19 protein-coding genes are annotated in these 20069 nt (G+C 73.8%); 10 read left to right on the forward strand and 9 right to left on the reverse strand.

Annotated features, from left to right (window positions below; all coding sequences use genetic code 11):
- Positions 1–553: TetR/AcrR family transcriptional regulator C-terminal domain-containing protein (locus ACH9D3_RS11515; protein ID WP_396411019.1), on the reverse strand; the 553-nt coding region annotated here is incomplete at its 3' end.
- Between the two features lie 185 nt (positions 554–738).
- On the opposite strand from ACH9D3_RS11515, the gene ACH9D3_RS11520 reads away from it, so the two are divergent.
- From ACH9D3_RS11520 to ACH9D3_RS11530, 3 genes are all read left to right on the forward strand, one after another.
- On the forward strand, positions 739–1032 hold the full coding sequence (locus ACH9D3_RS11520) for a hypothetical protein (protein ID WP_396411020.1): 294 nt from the start codon (positions 739–741) through the stop codon (positions 1030–1032).
- Between the two features lie 107 nt (positions 1033–1139).
- On the forward strand, positions 1140–1361 hold the full coding sequence (locus ACH9D3_RS11525) for a hypothetical protein (RefSeq protein WP_396411021.1): 222 nt from the start codon (positions 1140–1142) through the stop codon (positions 1359–1361).
- Positions 1362–1717: 356 nt separating this feature from the next.
- Positions 1718–2437, forward strand: coding sequence for a GAF domain-containing protein (locus ACH9D3_RS11530; protein ID WP_396411022.1), 720 nt, complete (start codon positions 1718–1720; stop codon positions 2435–2437).
- A 295-nt stretch (positions 2438–2732) separates the two neighbouring features.
- Here ACH9D3_RS11530 and ACH9D3_RS11535 read toward each other — a convergent pair whose 3' ends face one another.
- On the reverse strand, positions 2733–2993 hold the full coding sequence (locus tag ACH9D3_RS11535) for a hypothetical protein (protein WP_396411023.1): 261 nt from the start codon (positions 2991–2993) through the stop codon (positions 2733–2735).
- Positions 2994–3114: 121 nt separating this feature from the next.
- Between ACH9D3_RS11535 and ACH9D3_RS11540 the strand changes: the two genes are divergently transcribed.
- Together ACH9D3_RS11540 and ACH9D3_RS11545 are read left to right on the forward strand one after the other, a co-directional pair.
- Positions 3115–3984 carry an NAD(P)H-binding protein gene (locus tag ACH9D3_RS11540; protein ID WP_396411024.1) on the forward strand — a complete coding sequence of 290 codons (870 nt, stop codon included), beginning with the start codon at positions 3115–3117 and terminating at the stop codon, positions 3982–3984.
- Between the two features lie 126 nt (positions 3985–4110).
- The gene (locus ACH9D3_RS11545) at positions 4111–5148 is read left to right on the forward strand and encodes a zinc-dependent alcohol dehydrogenase family protein (protein ID WP_396411025.1); all 1038 of its coding nucleotides are present in this window, start codon (positions 4111–4113) and stop codon (positions 5146–5148) included.
- A 282-nt stretch (positions 5149–5430) separates the two neighbouring features.
- Here the strand turns inward: ACH9D3_RS11545 and ACH9D3_RS11550 are convergent, their stop codons facing one another.
- Positions 5431–6372, reverse strand: coding sequence for an ornithine cyclodeaminase family protein (locus ACH9D3_RS11550; RefSeq protein WP_396411026.1), 942 nt, complete (start codon positions 6370–6372; stop codon positions 5431–5433).
- Positions 6373–6785: 413 nt separating this feature from the next.
- On the opposite strand from ACH9D3_RS11550, the gene ACH9D3_RS11555 reads away from it, so the two are divergent.
- On the forward strand, positions 6786–7682 hold the full coding sequence (locus ACH9D3_RS11555) for an NmrA family NAD(P)-binding protein (RefSeq protein WP_396411027.1): 897 nt from the start codon (positions 6786–6788) through the stop codon (positions 7680–7682).
- A 128-nt stretch (positions 7683–7810) separates the two neighbouring features.
- Here the strand turns inward: ACH9D3_RS11555 and ACH9D3_RS11560 are convergent, their stop codons facing one another.
- Complete coding sequence (locus ACH9D3_RS11560; RefSeq protein ID WP_396411028.1) at positions 7811–8527, reverse strand: prolyl oligopeptidase family serine peptidase; 717 nt, start codon at positions 8525–8527, stop codon at positions 7811–7813.
- 200 nt (positions 8528–8727) lie between these two features.
- On the opposite strand from ACH9D3_RS11560, the gene ACH9D3_RS11565 reads away from it, so the two are divergent.
- A complete protein-coding gene (locus ACH9D3_RS11565; RefSeq protein WP_396411029.1) occupies positions 8728–9849 on the forward strand; it encodes a DUF808 domain-containing protein in 1122 nt (373 codons plus the stop codon).
- 59 nt (positions 9850–9908) lie between these two features.
- On the opposite strand, the gene ACH9D3_RS11570 is transcribed toward ACH9D3_RS11565, so the two are convergent.
- Both ACH9D3_RS11570 and ACH9D3_RS11575 read right to left on the reverse strand, forming a co-directional pair.
- The gene (locus tag ACH9D3_RS11570; protein WP_396411030.1) at positions 9909–11897 is read right to left on the reverse strand and encodes a VWA domain-containing protein; all 1989 of its coding nucleotides are present in this window, start codon (positions 11895–11897) and stop codon (positions 9909–9911) included.
- Between the two features lie 86 nt (positions 11898–11983).
- The gene (locus tag ACH9D3_RS11575) at positions 11984–13399 is read right to left on the reverse strand and encodes a magnesium chelatase (RefSeq protein WP_396411031.1); all 1416 of its coding nucleotides are present in this window, start codon (positions 13397–13399) and stop codon (positions 11984–11986) included.
- A gap of 118 nt (positions 13400–13517) precedes the next feature.
- Here ACH9D3_RS11575 and ACH9D3_RS11580 point away from each other — a divergent pair, with 118 nt between their 5' ends.
- Together ACH9D3_RS11580 and ACH9D3_RS11585 are read left to right on the forward strand one after the other, a co-directional pair.
- Positions 13518–14162 (forward strand): MSMEG_4193 family putative phosphomutase, encoded by a 645-nt coding sequence (locus ACH9D3_RS11580; RefSeq protein ID WP_396411032.1) that lies wholly within the window; start codon positions 13518–13520, stop codon positions 14160–14162.
- A 10-nt stretch (positions 14163–14172) separates the two neighbouring features.
- A complete protein-coding gene (locus tag ACH9D3_RS11585; protein WP_396399460.1) occupies positions 14173–14868 on the forward strand; it encodes an SCO1664 family protein in 696 nt (231 codons plus the stop codon).
- A 116-nt stretch (positions 14869–14984) separates the two neighbouring features.
- Here the strand turns inward: ACH9D3_RS11585 and ACH9D3_RS11590 are convergent, their stop codons facing one another.
- On the reverse strand, positions 14985–15947 hold the full coding sequence (locus tag ACH9D3_RS11590; protein WP_396399459.1) for a helix-turn-helix transcriptional regulator: 963 nt from the start codon (positions 15945–15947) through the stop codon (positions 14985–14987).
- Positions 15948–15953: 6 nt separating this feature from the next.
- Positions 15954–16913: an AraC family transcriptional regulator gene (locus tag ACH9D3_RS11595; protein ID WP_396399458.1), complete on the reverse strand. Its 960-nt coding sequence runs from the start codon at positions 16911–16913 to the stop codon at positions 15954–15956.
- Between the two features lie 359 nt (positions 16914–17272).
- On the opposite strand from ACH9D3_RS11595, the gene ACH9D3_RS11600 reads away from it, so the two are divergent.
- Complete coding sequence (locus ACH9D3_RS11600) at positions 17273–18961, forward strand: ATP-binding cassette domain-containing protein (protein ID WP_396411033.1); 1689 nt, start codon at positions 17273–17275, stop codon at positions 18959–18961.
- A gap of 8 nt (positions 18962–18969) precedes the next feature.
- Here the strand turns inward: ACH9D3_RS11600 and ACH9D3_RS11605 are convergent, their stop codons facing one another.
- Complete coding sequence (locus ACH9D3_RS11605; RefSeq protein WP_396411034.1) at positions 18970–19869, reverse strand: serine hydrolase; 900 nt, start codon at positions 19867–19869, stop codon at positions 18970–18972.
- Positions 19870–20069 lie beyond the last annotated feature (200 nt).

Consider the following 20069-nt stretch of genomic DNA (forward strand, 5'->3'; position numbering starts at 1 on the left):
CGTCCACGACGATCTCCTGGAGCTCGTTGAGGATGTGGCCGTAGAGGAACCCGTAGTAGGCCCGGTAGACGTGCAGGGCATCGGCCGGGGCGAATCCGGCGTCGATGAGCAGGGCCAGGATGTTCTCCAGGGGGCGCAGGGTGCCCAGCGGGCGCAGTCCCAGCGGGGTGGACAGCGGCCGGGTGACCAGCAGCGGCACCACGTGCGGGTGGGCCAGGGCCAGGGCGCGGACGTCGTGGGCGGTGGCGCGCAGCTGGTCCTGCCAGTCGTCGCCGTCGGTGGGGATGACGAGCTGGTCCAGCACCCGTTCCGTGATCCCGTCGAGGAGGTCCGCCCGGTTCTTCGCGTAGCGGTACAGGGCCATGGGGTCCCGGTCCAGTTCGGCGCCCAGCCGGCGCATGGAGAGGGCCTCCAGGCCTTCGGCGTCCACCAGTTTCAGGGCGGCGGTGAGCACGACCTCCCGGCTGAGCCGCGGCTTGCGCGCCCTGACGTCGGAGGTCTGTGCGGGGTCCTCGACGGGGCCGGTGTCGGGGTCTGCGGCAGGGGAGCTCATGGGCATCAGGGTCCTTCAATCAGGGGGCTTTGCTTAATCTGTAGTCTACACGTACAGTCTACGGCGTAGGCAAGACGTCGAGCACACGGCGTCCACCGCCTTCCACTGACTGCGCCGACGGCGATCTGCTGTCCGGCGCCCTGCCGAATCCGGCGACCCCTTTTTCACTTCTTCAGGAGAATCCCTTGACGAACACTGCTTCCCACACCGCTGCCACGACTGCTGCCACTGCCGACACCGGAGTGCGCCGGGCCACCGAGACCAAGGCCGCGACCAAGACCACCGAGTTCATCGCCTACCTCGGAGTGCTGGTGGCCATCGTCGTGACGGCCATCCTGGTCGGTGACGGCGGAGCCGAGGACGGCGCCGATCTCTTCGACGCCCGTCAGGCGATGGAGTACATCACGTACCTGACCATCGGCTACCTGGTGTCCCGCGGGCTGGCCAAGTCCGGCAGCCGCGAGTACTACACCGCCTGATAGCCCCTTCCGGTCTGCGGGGATCCCCGCCCTGGACCAGGGCGCGGATTCCCGGGGCCGTGCGCAGCACGTTGAATCTCCCCGGACGAACTCGAACAGGAAGCATCATGACCACCACTGATCCATGGATCCATGACCTGGACCGGGTGCGCCCCGGGGACCGGATCGAAGTATGGGACCAGCACCACCTGCGCCATGCCGGCACCGTGAGCGAGGTGGCAGACCACCTCGGGGTGCTGTGGGTGCGCGAGGCCAGCAGTGGGCTCCCCAAGCTGGTTCCCACCGAGGGTCATCGCCTGCGCCACGCCCCGGTGGCCCAGGCCGTCTGAAGCGGCCGCAGACGCCCCGGTGACCCGTGCTTCCCCGTCGGCGGAGGCTTCCGGGTGGGGTGATGCACCAGGACGCATCGTGACACCCGCCTCGGCCCGGCCACCCCGTGCCGGGGCGGGCATCACCATCTCTGAAGGCCACCCGTGTCTCCGGATTCCCGACCCGCCGCGGCCACGGCAAGAAAAGCGGCGCCCACTCCGTGGTCAAACACCGGTCGCCAGGTCCTGTACGGCCCGGCGTATCCCTGAGCAACGGGGCAATCATCGTGCGAGAAACCATCGGCCATCGGGGCCGTCATGACGGCGCACGGTGCCCCGTGGACCCGACCCGCCCCGTCGGACCGAGAGAGGTCCTCATGCCACCCGAATCCTCCGCGACGGAGTCGACCACGGTCATCGCCCGCATCCAGAACATGCTGCTGTCCCAGGAGCACGCTGCGGTCGCGGTGCACCAGCTGGCCCAGGTCGTCCGGGACCTCATCCCCGCCGCCGCCGGGGCCGGGGTCCCCCTGCTCGACGCCCAGGGCACCAGGACCAGCACCGGGGCCACCGACCGACTCGTGGAAGCCGCCGACGCGCTCCAGTACGACCTCGGGAACGGCCCGTGCCTGAGCGCCTGGGCCACCGCGACGCCTCAGCGCATCAACGACACCACCGACGACGACCGCTGGCCCGAGTGGTCGACGGCCGCGGCAGCCTCGGGGATCCGCTCGATGCTCAGCGTCCCGCTGGTGTTCCAGGACCGGTGCCTGGGCGCCATGAAGGTCTACGCCACCGTTGATGATGCCTTCACCGACCACGAGGAGCAGCAGCTGGGCCTGCTGGCCGCAGTGGCGGCCACCTTGCGGGGTGCAGCTCAGACCCGCGACGCCCCGCAACGGCTCAGCGCTGTGCTGCAGGCCGGGTTGGAGGACCGGCAGGCGATCGACCGGGCCACCGGGATGCTGATGGAACAGCGGGCCACCGACCCCGACGACGCCCATGCCGTGTTGATCACCGCCTCACTCGCCCACGGGCGCCCCATGGCTCAGGTCGCCCGCCAGATCCTTCAGCGGCATCCGGACCCGGAGAACTGAGGTCCGGTGATGGATCACGACGAGGTCGGGGCGGAACAAGCCCGCCTGCTGCTCCACCGCGAGAACTCCGACGGCGCAGAGTGAACACCTCTTCCATGGGCGCTGCACCCCGCTTCCCGGAAACGGTTCCAGGTAGGCCGTAGACAGCAGAGCCGAGAGCGGATCCGTCCCCTCCGCTTCACACATGGCCGGTTACCGGACATGTCCCACGAGAACGACATTGCAATAAGGGTCCCCCACTGCTGGGGCTGATGCAGGGTCAGATCTCACCTTGTGCATCATCCTCAGCCGCCTCTCATGGGTCCGCGGTGGCGTGGGTGGAGGACGAGTTGGACGAGGGCGGCAACCGCTCCGTCGCGGCGACGGCGGGCCGGTGCCGCACGACGAAATTCAGCATGGCTCCATCGGTCAGTGCCACGGCGAGCTCGGCGGGTACGCCGTCGAACCCGCTCGCCCGCAGCAGGCGCTCGGTCTGATCTTCGACGGCACGGTGTTGACGGGACAGCTCAGCGCTGAGGTCGCTGCTCTCGCGCGTGGTGTCGATGAGCCAGCCCATGGCCCCACGCAGCCCGGTCCCGCCTCCTCAACGGCCGTTCCTGTCGGAACCTGCATCCCCTCCGGCCCGCCCGGCGGTCGGACACCATCCGGGCTGGGGTGAATCCGGTCATGGAAGCGAGATGAACGAGGGCAACAGCGTGGCAACGATCGCCGTCACCGGAGCTACCGGACAACTGGGATCCAGGGTCGCCCGCATGCTCGCCGGGCGCGGAGTGCCGCAGCGGCTCGTCGTGCGCGATCCCTCTCGCGCACCCGAGCTGGACGGCGCGGAGGTCGTGGTCGCCTCCTTCGAGGAGGAATCCGCGATGCGCACCGCACTGGCCGGTGTGGACACGCTGTTCCTGATCTCCGCGCCCGAGAGCGTGGACCGGATGCCCGTGCACCGCAGTGCTGTGCGCGCGGCTGAAGCGGCCGGGGTGAGCCGGATCGTCCACACCTCCTTCATGGGTGCGTCCCCGCAGGCCACCTTCACCTTTGCCCGCGACCACTCGCTGACCGAGCAGCTCATCGTCGAGAGTGGGCTGGGGCTCACCGCCCTGCGCAACTCCCTGTACGCCGACGAGGTGCCGGAACTCGTCCAGGACGGCGTGATCCGCGGCCCGGCCGGGCGGGGCAAGGTTGCCTGGGTGGCCCGGCACGACATCGCCCGGCCGGCGGTGGAGACCCTGCTGGACCCGGTGCACGCTGACCGCATCTACGACGTCTCCGGTCCCGAGCCGATCGACCTGCACGAGACGGCGCGCATCCTCAGCACGGTCACCGGCCGCACGATCGGCTACCTCGCCGAGACCGACGAAGCGGCCCGCGCCTCCCGCGCAGGTGCCGAGGAGTGGGAGATCGCCGGGTGGAGCGGCTCCTACCAGGGAGTCGCCACCGGCGAGATCCCGGTGACCAGCCACACCATCGAACACGTCACGGGCCACCGTCCCTGGACGCTCGAGGAGCTCCTGCGGAACGAACCAGCGACCTGGCGGCACCTCGCTGCGTGAACCGGTGGGGCAGACGCGGAGGACCCAGGGCTGCCGCCCACGGCCGACGGACCGGCCGCCGGCCGCGGGGACGCCCGGAACCTGGTCACCTGGCTCGGTGCCGCGCGGCCGTGCGAGGATCGGTGCATGCGCGCAGTGGTGGTCGATGCCGTCCGTGGTCAGCCCGAGGTCCGGGACGTGGCCGAGCCCACGGCACCACCGGACGGGGTGGTTGTCCGGGTGATGGCCACGGGCATGTGCCGCAGCGACTGGCACGCGTGGGCCGGGCACGACGACATCGTCCTGCCCCACGTCCCGGGGCACGAGCTGGCGGGAGAGGTCGTCGCCGTCGGCGCGGGCGTGCGCCGGTGGAGGACCGGGGACCGGGTGACCGTCCCGTTCGTCTGCGGCTGCGGTCGGTGCGAGTGGTGCCGATCCGGGAATGCACAGGTCTGTCCCGCTCAGGAACAGCCGGGCTTCACCCACTGGGGATCCTTCGCTGAGTACGTCGCCCTGCACGCCGCCGACACGAACCTCGTGGCCGTCCCCGAGGGCGTCGACCTCGCCACCGCGGCCGGTCTGGGGTGCCGGTTCGCCACGGCGTACCGGGCCCTGGCCGACCGGGCGCGCGCCGTCGAGGGGGAGTGGGTGACCGTGGTCGGCGTCGGCGGTGTGGGTCTCAGCGCGGTGATGATCGCCCGCGCGCTGGGCGGACGGGTGATCGCGGTCGACCGCAACGAGGAAGCACTCACCACCGCCCGCCGGCTCGGCGCGGAACACACGCTGCGCGCGGACGGGTCCGACATTGCTGCGGCTGTCGCCGACCTCACCGGCGGTGGCAGCCACGTCGCCGTCGACGCCGTGGGCACCGAACAGACCTGCGCCGATGCCGTCCTCAGCCTCCGCCGACGAGGACGTCACGTCCAGATCGGTCTCCTGCCGCCGGTCGACGGCCACCCGCGGGTGCCGATGGCGCGGGTCATCGGCTGGGAGCTCGACCTGCTCGGCAGCCACGGCATGGCGGCGGCCGACTATCCGGCCATGCTGGCGCTCATCGAGCAGGGCGTCCTGCACCCCCAGAAGCTCGTCGAACGCACCATCGGACTCGAGGAGGCAGCCGCGCTGCTGCCGGTCTTCGACACGGCGACGGTCGCCGGCATGACGATGGTCGACCCCGCGCTGTAGACGGAGTCCTGCAGGGTCGCGGTGAGCAGGCGGTGGCGCAGCCGCTCTTCGCGCTCAGGTCCCCGGCCACCACGCAGGGCTCCAGCCCGGCGGCGCTCATGGCGGCCTCGTCGGCGTGCAGGGCTTCGCGCACCGGGGTGCTCGAGGCGTCGAGCTTCTGGACGATCTCCCCGTTGGAGTACGTGGAGCCCGGCGCGAGTCCTCCCCGGACGCCGTGCGCGCGGACGAACCGCGGGTCGACGGTGGGGTGACGCAGAGCGGTCTGTCCCGGCGCAGCAGACCTCAGCCCCGGGCCGGGGCGATGTTCTCGTACGCGGCGCGGGCGGTGATCAGGTCCTCCCAGCCCATGCCGACCGACTTGAAGAACGCGGGGCCCGACCGTGTGCGGGGTCCGGAGCGGACCAGCGAGGAGAGGTCGTGCAGGTCCTCGCTCGTGATGGCTCCGTGCTCGATGCCGATGATCACGTCGCCGGCCTCGCGGAGGGCGGTCTCGACGTCCTCGACGTAGACGGTGCTGCGGATCAGCAGGGCGTCGTCGACCTCGCGGGCGTCCGCTTCGTGCGATCCCATGGCGACCACCACCGCGTCCTCACGCACGAGGGCGCCGTCGAAGAGCGGTTCCCGGGCGCTGGTGCAGCACGTGATCAGCTCGGCCTCGGCCACGTCGGCGGCGGTGCCGCGGCGGGCGTCGTGGCCCTCGGCGCGCAGCCGTCCGAGCAGAGCCTCGGTCCTCGCCTCCGACCGTCCCACCACCGTGACCGTCGTCAGGTTCCGCACGGCCGCCACGGCTCGCACGTGATACAGCGCCTGGGGCCCGGTGCCGAAGACCAGCAGCGAGGAGGCTCCGGCCGGGGCGAGCCGTTCGACGGCCAGCGCGGAGACGGCCGGGGTGCGGACGGCGGTGAGGACCTCGCCGTCGATGAGCGCGAGCGGTCGCAGGGTGTCGGCGTCGAAGAGCAGGTAGTTGCCCTGGATCTTCGGCAGTCCCCGCGCCGGGTTTCCCGGTGCCACGGTCAGGACCTTGACCCCGGCGTAGGCGCCGTGCTCGCCCGGCATGAGCAGGAAGCTGCCCTGTTCCAGTGGGACGCTGGTCCGTGCGGGAGAGTTCTGGGGGTCCAGCCCGGACCGGAGGGCATCCTCCAGGGCCGCGATGGCAGTGCCCATGGGCAGGTGGTCGGACACCTGATCGGCGGTGATGACGGTGATGTCACTCGACGGCGTCATGGGCATGGCGTGCCTCTCCGGGGTGGTGGGGTCGGGGCGGGTCGGTCCGCGTCCCCTGGCGGACGGTGCGGCATCTCGTGCGAGCACCGCGGCGCCCAGCGGTGCCAGCCGCCTTCCGGCCCCCGGATCCGGCGGGCCGGAGGATCGTGCCCCCCGGTGCCGCATCCGGTCCGCGGAACCCGTGGCGGATCTCCCGCATCGACAGCCTAACGAACCGAGGTGCAGCGCCTCGCAGGGCGGACCAGTCCATGCCCGCCTGGAAACACTGCCGTGGCGGGGGCCCGAGGAACCGCACGGGGCTCCTCTTCGTGCTGAGGTCCCACACATCCCGGTGCGGAGGCGTGTTCCTCGTACTTCCACGCCGTTCCGATGCCCATCACTGTCAGCACCTGGTGGTTCGGTAGGGTCGGGGGATGTCGTCCCCGATCCTGGTCACCGGCGCCACCGGCAACGTCGGTGCCCCGCTGGTGGAGGCCCTGCGGGCCAAGGGGGCCGCGGTCCGCCCGGCGTCCCGCCACCCGGTGGATCCCGAGGGGGTCGGGTTCGACTTCGTCGAACCCGGCACGTGGGGCCCGGCCTTCGACGGCGTGCAGACCATGTTCCTGGTCCGCCCGCCCCGACTGGCCGACATCGCCGAGGACATGGCCCCGGCCCTGGTCGCCGCCCGGGCCGGCGGAGTGCGCCACGTGGTGCTGCTCTCCGTCCAGGGCGCCGGGCACGTCCCGGTCCTGCCGCACGCCGCGCTCGAACGGTGGTTGCGCCGCTCCGGGATGGACTGGACGTTCCTGCGACCGTCCTACTTCGACCAGAACCTCTCCACGGTCTTCGCGGCCGACATCCGCGAGCGGGACCAGGTCGTGGTCCCGGCCGGCAACGGGCGCACCGCGTTCGTCGACGCCCACGACGTGGCCGCGGTGGCCGCGGCGGTGCTGCTGGACCCGGCCGCCCACGCAGGGCGGATCTGGACTCCCACCGGCGCGGAGGCGCTGACCTGGACCGAGGCCGCCGCCCGGCTGAGCACCGTGCTGGGCCGGACCATCAGCTACCGGCGACCGGGTGTCGCCGCCTATCTCCGCCACGCGCGCACGACGCTGGGGATGGACCGGGGCATGGCGGTGACGACCGCCCTCATCCACGCCACCGCCCGTCTCGGGGTCGCCGGGCACCTCACGGACGATGTCCGCATCGTCACCGGCCGTGCCCCCACGTCCCTGGCCGCCTTCGCGCGCCGGGAGCGCGGCGCCTGGGAGCCGTCCGCGGAAGGCGGCCACGGCCGGGCAGGTGGCACGGGACCGTCTTCCGGCCGGTGACCCGGCCGGGGGAACTCCCCGTGGGTCCTCGGCTCCGAGGGAGACCTGCCGACCGCGTCGAGGCATCGTCCTGCCGGGCGGGTCCGCGCGGGAACGCGAACCGGTCCACGGGGCCGGACCTGCGGGTGTCACGGCGTGCCGTCCGCCGGCTCCCGCTGATCCAGTCCCGCCAGCCACGCGGCGCACAGGGCCGGCCAGGACGCGGGGGCTCCGGAGCCGGCGGCCAGCCCGAGACCGTGCGCCCCGTGCGGGAAGACGTGCAGGGCATGGGGCACGTCCCGGCGCGCCAGCGCCTGGGCCAGCAGGTAGGAGTGCTGCACCGGCACGGATGCGTCGTCGGCGGTGTGCCAGACGAAGAACGGCGGCGCCGACCGGGTGACCAGCCGGTCGAGGGACGTGGCCGCCCGCACCTCGTCCGCGGGCTCCGGGCCCAGGAGCTCGTCCTGGGAGCCCCGGTGCGTGTCGAGCTCCATGGACACCACCGGGTAGCAGAGCACCGCCGCGTCGACCCGCTCGGGTCCCGAGGAGGACGCGGTGAGCGCGGCGTGCCCCGCCAGGTGCCCGCCGGCGGAGAAGCCGAGCAGGGCGACCCGCTCGGCGCCGGCCTCCCTGACCCGGCGCACCTCCGCGCGCACCGCCTGCACGGGGCCGGGGTGCCGGGAGCTCACGGGGTAGCGCAGGACGCCGGCCGAGAGGCCGAGCGTGCGGAGCCACCGGGCCACCGGTTCGCCCTCGTGGTCCGCGTGCCTCGTGTACCCGCCGCCGGGGAGGACGACGACGTGCAGGGCGGGCGGCGTGGGCCGGCGACGGCTCGCCGGTCCGGGGATCGGGGAATCGGGGTCCACGGGGCGGTGCCTCCTGGTCGGTGTGCTCGGGTCGTGCTCGGGGTGTCGTGCTCGGGCCGGTGCTGCCGGATCGGCGCACGATTCGGCTCGTGTTCGCCGGATCCGGATCCATCCGGCCCTCCGAGGCCCTACTCTTTCATCATGCTGATCACCACCGGGGCTGCGTGCGCCCCTGCCGAGACCGCGTCGGAGGCCCTCCGATGAGCGGCGGTCTGATGGCCCTGCTGGACGACGTCGCCGCCCTGGCCCGTGTCACGGCCGCCTCCGTCGACGACATCGGCGCGGCCGCGGGCCGGGCGAGCATGAAGGCGGCCGGCGTCGTCGTCGACGACACCGCCGTGACCCCGCAGTACGTCCAGGACGTCTCCCCGGCGCGGGAGCTGCCCATCATCTGGCGCATCACCAAGGGCTCCCTGCGCAACAAGCTGATCTTCATCCTCCCGGTCATCCTGCTGCTGAGCCAGTTCGCGCCGTGGCTGCTGACCCCGATCCTCATGCTCGGCGGCAGCTACCTGTGCTTCGAGGGCGCCGAGAAGATCTGGGCCAAGGTCTCGGGCCACGGGGCCAAGACCAAGACCCCGGTGGTCCAGAAGGGCAAGGACGCGGAGGACACGATGGTCGGCGGCGCGGTGCGCACCGACCTCATCCTCTCGGCCGAGATCATGGTCATCTCCCTCAACGAGGTGGCCGGTGAGCCGCTGCTCTCGCGCGCGGCCATCCTGCTGGTCGTGGCCATCGGCATCACCGTCCTGGTCTACGGGGTGGTGGCCCTGATCATCCGGATGGACGACTTCGGCCTGCACCTGGCCGGCCGGTCCTCCCCGACCGTCCAGAAGATCGGCCACGGGCTGGTCAAGGGCATGCCCGGGCTGCTCGCGGTCATCTCGGTCGTGGGCACCGCCGCCATGCTCTGGGTGGGCGGGCACATCGTCCTCGTCGGCCTCGACGAGCTGGGCTGGACCGCCCCGTACGAGGCCGTGCACCACGTCGAGGTGCTCGTGCACGACGCCGTCCCCGGCGCCCTCGGCGCGGCGCTCGCCTGGCTCACGAACACCTTCTTCTCCGCGGTCCTCGGCCTGGCCTGGGGCGCGGTCCTGGTGCTGGTGTGGGAGCTGCTGCCCTTCGGCAAGGGCGGGCACGAGGCGGAGCACGCCGCCCACGGCGCCCACGAGGCGCAGGGCGAGCACCACGGGAAGCACTCGGCGGCGGCCTCCCCGGCGGCCCCGTCCCCGGCAGGGTCCCCGGGGGAGGCCGGCGGCGCCCCGGGCGGCCCCTCCGACCCCACCCCGCCGGCCGACGGGGGATCCACCGCGGCCCGCTGACCTCGGTCCGGTGACCGCGGCCCGGCGGATTGCTGCCCGGTGGTCGCCGGGGCCGTCCGTCAGAGGTCGTCGGGGTCCGCGAAGCGGGCGTTGAGGTACTCGTCCAGGACGGCGGAGCCCAGGTCGCCCGGATCCGGTGCCACCACGCGTCCGTCCACCCGCTGCGCCATCCGCCCCAGGAAGCGCTCCAGCCCGGGGTCGTCGCCGAGCCGGAAGAACGTCGCCTGGGCCCCCATGCGCCCCAGCCGGTCGAGCTCCTCGACCGTGGCGCGCAGGGTCTGCGGCTCCGTGGGCCAGGAGAACCAGCTCTCGCCGTCGGGCAGCAGGTGGGCCGTGGGCTCCCCGTCGGTGACGACGAGGAGGACGGGCTGCATCGACGGGTGCTTGCGGAAGAACCGCGTGGCGAGCAGCAGCCCGTGGTGCAGGTTGGTGCCCTGCTCCCGCACCGGCGGCAGGGCGGTCAGCTCGTCGACCGGGAGGGCGCGGGCGTAGCGTCCGAACGCGACGATCTGCAGCTGATCCCCCCGGAACCGGGTGGAGACGAGGTGGTGGAGCGCCAGCGCCGTGCGCTTCATCGGCACCCAGCGTCCCTCGGCGGCCATGGAGAACGAGGTGTCCACGAGCAGGACGACGGCGGCCTGCGTGCGCGCCTCGGTCTCCGCCACCTCGATGTCGCGGACGTCGAGGCGCAGCCCCCGCCGGGCGTCGCCGCCCTCCGCGACCGTGCGCCGGATCGCGTTGGTCACGGTGCGGGTGACGTCCCACGGCTCGGCGTCCCCGAACTGCCACTCCCGCGTGGCGCCGGACGGCTCGCCGGCCGCCCCGGCCAGCCGGGTGTCGCGGCGGCCGCTCCGGGCCGAGAGGTTCCGCGCGGCGTCCCGCAGCAGCGCCTTCCCGATCCGCCGCACCGCGCGGGGCGAGAGCCGCAGGTCCCCGTCGGCGCCGCGCTGCAGGTAGCCGCTGCCCCGCATCGCCCGCTCCAGCTCGGCCAGGGTCCGGGCCGACACCGCGGCGTCGTCGCCCAGCTGGCGCGCGAGCGCGTCGAGGTCCATGTCGTCCAGGTTCGCGCCCCGGTGGTGCTGCGCGAGCTGCTCCGCGAGCGCGTCGAGCTCGGCGATGTCCTGCAGCACGCCCGTGCCGTCGCCGAGGCCGAGGCCGTCCTGGCCCCCGAAGTCCTCCGACCCGCCCCAGTCCTCGCCGGGGCGCAGCGCCTGGAGGTTCGCGTCGAGCTGGCCGAGCTGCGCCATGAGCTCCGGCGAGCCGAACGCCTGGGCGGAGAGCTGCATCAGCTCCTGGCGCTGCTCCGGGGTCATCGAGTTCAGCAGCCGCTGGGCCGCCGCGGCGCGCTGCGCCATGGCGTCGATCAGCTCCTCGACCGACTGCGGGCCCTCGGGGAAGTAGTCCCCGTGCTTGGCCATGAACTCCTGGAAGTCCTCGTCGGTGTCCTCGCCCCGCCCGTGCTTGTCGAGCAGCGCGTTGAGGTCCTGGAGCATCTCGGCCACGGCCTCCCGGTCGGCGTCCGTGGCGTTCTCGAGGGCCTGCTTCATGCCGGCGAAGCGCTGGTCCAGCATCTCGCGGCCGAGGAGGTCCTTGATCTGCTCGTACGCCTCCCGTGCGGAGGGGGACTGCCAGTCGTAGGACGCGAGCTCGCTGACGGCGGCGGCCGTGGAGTCCGGCAGGCCGTCGAGCTGCAGCTCCCGGAAGGAGCGGTCCATCGGGTCCATCCGGGCGTCCCGCAGGAACTGCTCGCGCTCCAGGCGCAGGGCCTTCTCGAGCAGCTTCTTCGCCTCCTCGAGCGTGCCGCCCAGGCTGTGCCGCTTCAGGAGGTCCCGCCGGCGCTGCTGCACCCGCCAGGACAGGTCGTCGAGGCCGTCACGGCCGCGGCCGCCCCGGCGGAGGAACTCGCGCAGCGCCTCCTCCGGGGAGTATCCGGCCATGACGTCCTCGGAGACGGCCTCGAGCGCCTCGGACAGGTCCACCGGCGGGGCCAGCGGATCGGGCCCCCCGGTGTACCGGCCGTACCTCGAGGACCGGTGGTGTGCGGGCATGACGCCCCCTCTGTGTCGCTGCTGTGTCCCTGTGTGGTTCTCGGGCGGTCGTCGCGGGGCGGCCGGCCCCGGTGCGGTCCGGTCGGTCAGCCGTAGACGGTGCCGCTCTCGTCGGCGTCCTTGGAGATCTTCTGGGCGAGGTAGAGCCCCTCGAGGGCCAGCTCGATCGCGCTGGCGCGCTGCCCCGCGGTGGTCGCGCCGAGGCGTGCGGCGATCTCGTCGTAGGCGGAGCCGGCCCCGTCGTCGTCGTGCTCCGGGAGGCCGGGGAGCCCGGCGAGGAAGTCGTGGGCGGAGACGTCGTCGCCCGTGGACACGGTGCTACGGCCGTCGAAGGCCTCCACGACCGGTCCGAGGTCGAGACCCCGGAAGCGGCCCCGGACGGTGTCGGCGGTCGCCCGGCGGAGCAGGTGGTCGAGGATCGCCCGCTCGCGGCCCTCCTCGCCGGACTCGAACTCGATCTTGCCGGCCAGGACGTCGGTGGCCGTCTCCATGTCCACCATCCGCGCGACGGCCTCCGGCTCTCCGCGGACCGTGGCGCGCCGCAGCGCCGCCGCCGCGACCGTCTCCGCGCCCGCGATGGCGAACCGCGCCGACACCCCGGAGCGCTGGTCCACCGCGGAGGACTCCCGCAGCAGGCGGGTGAACCGGGCCAGGGTCTCGAGGATCGTGTCCGGGACCTCGGCGATCAGCTCGGCCTCCTGCCGGATCACGGCGATCTCGTCCTCGAGCTCGAGCGGGTAGTGGGTGCGGATCTCGGCGCCGAACCGGTCCTTGAGCGGCGTGATGATCCGGCCGCGGTTCGTGTAGTCCTCGGGGTTGGCCGTGGCCACCACCAGCACGTCCAGCGGCAGCCGCAGGACGTACCCGCGGATCTGGACGTCCCGCTCCTCCATGACGTTGAGCATGGCCACCTGGATGCGCTCGGCCAGGTCGGGCAGCTCGTTGATCGCCACGATGCCGCGGTGCGAGCGGGGCACGAGCCCGTAGTGGATGGTCTCCGGGTCCCCGAGCCGCCGGCCCTCGGCGACGCGCATCGGGTCGACGTCCCCGATGAGGTCCGCCACGGACGTGTCCGGGGTCGCGAGCTTCTCGACGTAGCGCTCCGACCGGTGCCGCCAGACCACGGGCAGCTCGTCGCCCTCGAGCAGGATCCGGCGCCGCGAGGCCTCGGTCAGGGGTTCCAGGGGGTGCTCGTTGAGCTCCGACCCCTCGATGGCGGGGGACCACTCGTCGAGCAGGCCCGCGAGGGTGCGCAGCAGGCGGGTCTTGCCCTGGCCGCGTTCGCCCAGGAGCACGACGTCGTGGCCGGCGAGCAGCGCCCGCTCCAGCTGGGGCAGGACCGTGCGCCCGAGCCCGTGCAGGCCCGGCCAGGGGTCACCGCCCTCGGCCAGCGTCCGCAGGAGGTTCTCGCGGATCTCCTGGCGCAGGGTCCGGTGGGCATCGCCGGCGGCGCGGAGCTCGCCGAGCGTGCGGATGTCGGGGTGGTCCGTCCGATCTGTCACAGCGCCAACCTAACCCCGGCGTCAAGGGGTGCCGCAGGACGGGTCCCGGGGCCGTCGGCGGCCCCGCCCGCGGACGGCCCCTGCGGCCGCGGGGGCCGCGACAGTACGCTGGTGCATCATGGTCACGCGGAAGACACCACGGAGCACCCTCGTCCTGCTCGTGCGGCACGGGGAGACCCCCACCACGGGCAAGGTCCTCCCCGGGCGCGCGCCCGGCCTGCACCTGTCCGACCGCGGCCGGGCCCAGGCGGACCGGGTGGCGGAACGGCTCTCCGGCGTGCGCGTCGACGCGGTGTACACCTCCCCGCTCGAGCGCACCCGTGAGACCGCGGCGCCGACCGAGGCCCGGACCGGCCGGGAGGCCGCTGTGGAGCCGGGGCTGCTCGAGTGCGACTTCGGGGAGTGGACGGGCGAGGAGCTCAGCCGGCTCTCCCGGCTCAAGGCCTGGTCCACCGTCCAGCGGGCACCGTCGACCTTCCGGTTCCCCGGCGGCGAGAGCTTCCCCGAGATGCAGGCGCGGATGGTCGGGGCCGTCGACCGCCTGCGCGCGCTCCACGAGGGCGGGGTGGTGGTCTGCTTCTCGCACGCCGACCCGATCAAGGCGGCGCTCGCGCACGCCCTGGGCACGCACCTGGACCTCTTCCAGCGGATCGTGGTCAGCCCGTGCTCGGTCTCGGCGATCTCGTACGCACCGGGGCAGGCGCCGGCGGTGCTCACGGTCAACGCCGCCGACGAGCCGCTGGCCGGCCTGAGGGCGTCGTGAGCGGGCGCTGATGGGCGAGCTCGTGCTCCTGACGGAGGGCCGGATCGAGCTCCTCGGACTGATCCGGGAGAGCAGCAACTCGGCGCTGCTCGTCGAGGTCACGCTCGAGGAGGAGTCGGCCTGGGGGATCTACAAGCCCCTGGAGGGCGAGCGGCCGCTGATCGACTTCCGCCCCGGGCTGCACCGCCGGGAGCGCGCCGCGTACGTGCTGAGCGAGTTCCTGGGCTGGGGCCTCGTCCCGCCGACCGTCGTGCGGCAGGACGGCCCGTTCGGCGCCGGGTCCCTGCAGCGGTTCGTGGAGCACGACCCGCTGCAGCACTACTTCACGCTCTACGACGCCGCCCCCGACAGCCACGACGCCCTGCGCCGGATCGCGCTGTTCGACCTCGTGGCCAACAACGCCGACCGCAAGGGCGGCCACGTGCTGCGCGGGGCCGACGGCCGGATCTGGGGGATCGACCACGGGCTGTGCTTCGCGGCGGCGTTCAAGCTGCGGACCGTCGTCTGGGACTTCTCCGGGGAGGCCGTGCCCGAGGACCTGCTCCACGACATCGCCCCGCTGGCCGACGACGTCCCCGCCGAGCTCGCCGATCTCCTCGACGCCACGGAGGTGGCCGCCCTGCGGCGGCGGGTGCGCCGGCTGCTGGACGAGGCGGTCCTGCCGGTCGACGTCACCGGTCGCCGGATCCCCTGGCCGCTCCTGTGACCGCGGACCGCCGGCCCCGGTACGGGACCGGCGAGCGTGTCCGTGCACGGGTGCCACGACCACGGCGGTGACCCCGGCCCGCGGCCCGGCGGCCGGACGTGCGGCCGGGGCACGGCCTAGCGGCGCAGGGTGTCGGCCGGGTTCTCGCCGTAGGCCTGCCGGTGGCGGCGCGCGAAGTCCCCGGGGTGGGTCATGCCCCAGCGCCGGGCGATGCCGCGCACGGTGTCGCCGTGGCCCGCGTCCCCGCGCACGAGGTCGTCGTGGGCGGCCGTCAGCCGCAGCTCGCGCAGGAAGGCGCCCGGTGTGGTCCCGGCGTGGGCCCGGAAGGCCCGGGTGAGCTCCACGGTGCTGAGCTCCACGTGGCGGGCGACGTCCTCGACCGTGACCGGCGAGGACACGGCGGCGTGCAGGTACTCGACGGCGCGCCGGTAGGCCGCCTGCTGCTCGGCGGCCGAGACGCGCCGGACCCCGGGGATCCCGGCGAGGGGGAACGCCTCCAGGGTCGCCACCGACATCTGCCGCAGCAGGTCCGCGCGCAGCAGGGGCACGGAGGAGACCGCGGGGTCGGACAGGGTCTGCTGCACGTGCGCGACCGTGCTCCGCCAGTGCCGCTCCCGCGCCGGGGAGCGCGGGCGGGGATCGTGGAAGGCGACCTCCAGGTCCTCGTCCCCGTAGACCGTGCGGGCGGTCTCCCGCAGCGTGGACAGGCTGAGGGCGACCGAGTCGACCAGCAGCTGGTCCACCTCGCCGTAGTACTCCTGCCCCGGCTGCACCAGGAACACCCCGAGCCCGGTGCCCGAGCGGCCGTCGATCGTCCAGTCGACGCCCCCGGCGCGCGGCAGCACCACCGAGAAGACCTCGTCCAGCACCATCCGGCCGGCGATGCTGCCGCGGAAGGTGAGCCGGCTCAGACTCAGATCGGCGTCCCCCTGCACGTCCTGGCTGTACAGGAAGGACGACGCGTCGGAGACCGTGCCCATGCGCGCACTGGTGTAGATCTGCTGCAGGGCGTCGTTGGCCACCTCCGGGTCGGTGGTCGCCACGTACCGGTGCATCGGCCTCTCCGGCTCCTCGGTCATCCCGGCTCAGCTCCGCAGGGTGGTGGCCGGTGCCTGCCCGTACCGGTCCCGGTAGGCGGCGGCGAAGCGTCCGCGGTGGGTGAAGCCCCAGCGCGCCGCGACCGCCTCGACGGTCGAACCGGTGGTGGGGTCGGCGGCCAGCAGCTCGCGGTGGACGGCGTCGAGACGGGCGGCGCGCAGGTAGGCGGTCGGGGTGGTGTCCAGTTCCCGGCGGAAGGCCGCCTGGAGTCCGCGGACGCTCATCCTGGCCGCCGCCGCGATGTCGGCCGGGCCGATGTCGGCGTCCACGTGCGCGTCGATGTAGGCCACCGCCCTCCGCACCCCGACCGGGGCGGGACGGGCCTGCCCGGCCGGGGCCTCGGTGCGCTCCAGGAAGGAGCCGGGGAAGGTGTGCAGCAGCACGGTGGTGAGGGACCGGATGAGCTCGGACCGGATCAGGGGATTGCTCATCGCGTGGTCGTCGGGCAGGAGGTCGCGGCCCAGGTGGGAGACGGTCCCCAGCCAGTACTGGGTCATGGCCGGCGTCGCCGGGCGGGTCCCCGAGAACGTGAGGCGGAAGGCGTCGTCCCCCAGCAGCCGCCGGGCGTGGTCCTCCACCGCCGCGGGGTCCAGGGCCACGGTGATCGCCTCGAGATCCTCCCACCAGGTGGTGAACGTGCGCTGCGGGAACAGGAACGGCCCGGTGCGGGGGAAGCGGTCGCCACCGCTGGTGGCGGTCAGCGCGCCGGCCGTCACGTGGCACACCCGCAGCACCCCGGCGCCGTCCGTCCGGCCCGCGCAGGAGGAGCCCCGCAGACGCACGCGGTCGTAGGTCAGGGAGCCGACGCCCGTCGTGGCCAGGCCCATGTCGAAGGCGCCGTGCGGGGACCGCCGCACTCCCCGGAGGGAGAAGACCTCGTCGAGCACGGCGAGGCCCTCCGCCGGGTCGCGGGTGGTGAACACCGACCGCCGCACCTGGGAGTCCATGTCCGGCAGGCTACGCCCGGAGGCGGAGGGAGTCGACCGCATCGCCCCCGGGACCCGGAACGTGACGTCGGCCTGCCCGGATCAGCCGGCGGAGCCGGAGAGCTCCACCGGCACCGCGGTGCCCCGGCCGTCCGGGTGCGCCCGCACGGTCCCCGGCCGGCGTCCGGGAGGGCGCGGACCGCCCACCGGAGCACTTGCTGCGCGCCGGGCGCGAGCGTAGCTTGGTGGCCATGTTCCTGTCCTGATGCCCCGGCCCGCGTCCGCGGCCGGCACCGTCGATCCGAGCCCAGGCGGCTTTCGCGCATCCGGTGCCGCACCTGCCCGGTGGGCCCGCCCCTCAGCGTCGACAGGACCTCACCATGACCTCCTCCGCCCTCTCGGCGGCGACCGCCGCCCCGCGCCCCTCCGCCCATCTGCGCCTCGACGGCATCAGTGCCGGCCACCCCGGCCGCCGGGTCCTCACCGACGTGTCGCTGACCGTCTCCGCCGGTGAGCGCATCGGGCTGATCGGGGAGAACGGCGCCGGCAAGACCACCCTGCTGCACGTGGCCGCCGGGCTCCTCGTGCCGAGCACCGGCACCGTGCACCGGCCCGAGCGCACCGGGCTGCTCCGGCAGGAGCTCGACCCGTCCGCCGGCACCACGCTGGGGCAGGTCGTCGAGCACGCCGTCGCGGAGGTCCGCGCCCTCGAGCACCGTCTCGCGGCGCTCGCGGCCCGGATCACCGAGAGACCCGACGACCCCGCGACGGCCGACGCCTACGACGCCGCCCTCCGGGACGCCGAGGCCCAGGGTCTGTGGACACTCGACGCCCGTGTCGAGACGGTCCTGGGCGGGCTCGGCCTCGGCCGGACGGCGCGGGACCGGGCCGTCCGCGAGCTCTCCGGCGGGCAGCGCCGCCGGCTCGCGCTCGCGGCGCTGCTGCTGGCCGAGCCCACGGCGCTGCTGCTCGACGAGCCGACCAACCACCTCGACGACGCCGCCGCCGACTTCCTCACGGGCCGGTTGGCGGCCTGGCCGGGCCCGGTCCTCCTGGCCAGCCACGACCGCTGGTTCCTGGACGCCGTGGCCACCGGGCTGGTCGACCTCGACCCGGCCCTGGGCGCGGACGAGTCCGCGGGCGGGCCGCCCCGGCAGGGCGCGTCGTGCACCGGCGGCTACACCTCCTACCTCGAGCAGCGGGAGGACGCCCGCCGCCGCTGGGCCGAGCGGTTCACCGCGCAGGGGCAGGAGCGGGCCCGGCTCCAGGAGATCGCCGACGTCTCCGGCCGGGAGATCTTCCACACCACGGCCCCGAAGTCCGAGGGGCGGATCACCCGGAAGTTCTACAGCGACCGGGCCGCCAAGACGGTCGGCGGCCGGGTGCGCTCGGCCCGCCACCGGCTGGCCGAGCTCGAGCGCACCGCGGTGGACGCCCCGCCGGAGCCCCTGCGCTTCACCGGCTTCGACCGGCGTGCGGCCACCTCCCGGGACGGCGGCGTCCCGCTGGTCCGGCTGACCGGGGCTGCGGTCGAGGGGCGCCTGGCGCCGATCGACCTGGTCCTGCGCGCGGGGGACCGGCTGCTCGTCGAGGGCCCGAACGGCACCGGGAAGTCGACGCTGCTCTCCGTGCTGGCGGGGGATCTGCGCCCCGACGGCGGGACCGTGGAGCGGCAGGCCTCCGTCGTCGTCGGCCGCCTGGCCCAGGACGACTCCTGGCCGGACCTGTCGTGCACGGCGGAGGCGGCCTACCGGTCCCGGCTGCGGGACGGGGAGCGCGCCCCGGCGCTGGAGGAGCTGGGCCTGTTGCGCGACGGCGACGCCTCCCGTCCCCTCCGGGAGCTGTCCCCGGGGCAGCGGCGGAGGGTCGCGCTCGCGGCCCTGGTCGCCGAGCCCGCACCGCTGCTCCTGCTCGACGAGCCGACCAACCACCTGTCGCTGGCCCTGGCCGAGGAGCTCGAACGGGCCCTGGAGGACCATCCGGGCACGGTGGTGCTGGCCACCCACGACCGGTGGGTCCGGCGGCGCTGGCGGGGTCGCGTGGTCGCGGTGCCGCCGGGGGCGGCCTGAGCGCCCGCCTACGGCGCCGCCCGCGCCAGGGGAGGGGCGAGGGGGGAGGCGGAGGCGTCCGCGTGCACGTACGCGTCGAACTCGCGCCCCGCGTCCTCGAACCAGGGCCTCGAGTCCTCGTAGCCGGACCACCCGTCGGTGAGCACGGCGAGGACGTGCTCGCGCCCGCCGTGCTCGACGAGCCCGGCGTCGTGCGAGACGTCCTCGAGCAGGCCGGTCTTGTGCGCGAAGCCGACGTCCGGGGAGAAGCCCTCGGACAGGGCGTAGTCGAGCTGCTGGTCCTCGAGGAGGCGGAGGAGCAGGGCGGTGGAGGGACCGGTGAGCAGCTCGCCCCGGCGCAGCCGGTCCAGGAAGGCGGCGACGTCGGCGGGGGTGGTGGTCATGGCCACGACGTCGGCGGACCCGGTGCCGGGGTCGAACGTGGTGGCTGCGAAGCCGTGCCCGTGTGCGAAGGATTCGACCTCCTCCCAGCTCAGCCATCCCCCCAGTGCCGCTCCGGCGGCGTTGTCCGACCAGCTGATCATCGCGCCGAGGGCCTGTTCGACCGTGAGGCCCAGCCCCGGTGTGACGTCCGAGAGCGCGATGGCGCCGCGGTCGACCCCGTCGAGGACCGCGTGGGCCACGAAGAGCTTGTAGAGGCTCGCGCTCGTGAACGGACGGGCGGCGTTGCGCGACACCACCTCGCCGCCCTCCGGATCGAGCAGCACGACCCCCAGCTCCCCCGGCACCTCCTCGGCGAGATCGTCCAGGTCCGCGGCCAGCTCGACGGCGGCGGGAGCGGTGGCCGCCGCCGTCGGGGCGGTGCTCGTGACGGCCGGCTGCCCGCCGCACCCGGCCAGCAGCAGCGCGAGGGCTGCACCGAGGGCCACGGTGCGGCCGGCGGGGCCTCGTCGACAGCTCGTGCGCACGCTGCGCCTCCGTTCCCGTACGGACGTGGGGGAACGGCCGGAACGCTCTCCCGGGCGGTGCGGTCCCCGTACTCGACAGTAGCGGCAGCACCCCGAGGTGTTCCTGAGCATGTTCCGACAATGACGACCCACCATCTCTTGCACCGCATTGACAAGCGTGCTTACCATCAGGGTTCCACAGGACAGCACGGAGGGGGAGC

This window comes from Kocuria kalidii (assembly GCF_044462225.1).
Classification (GTDB): Bacteria; Actinomycetota; Actinomycetes; order Actinomycetales; family Micrococcaceae; genus Kocuria; species Kocuria kalidii.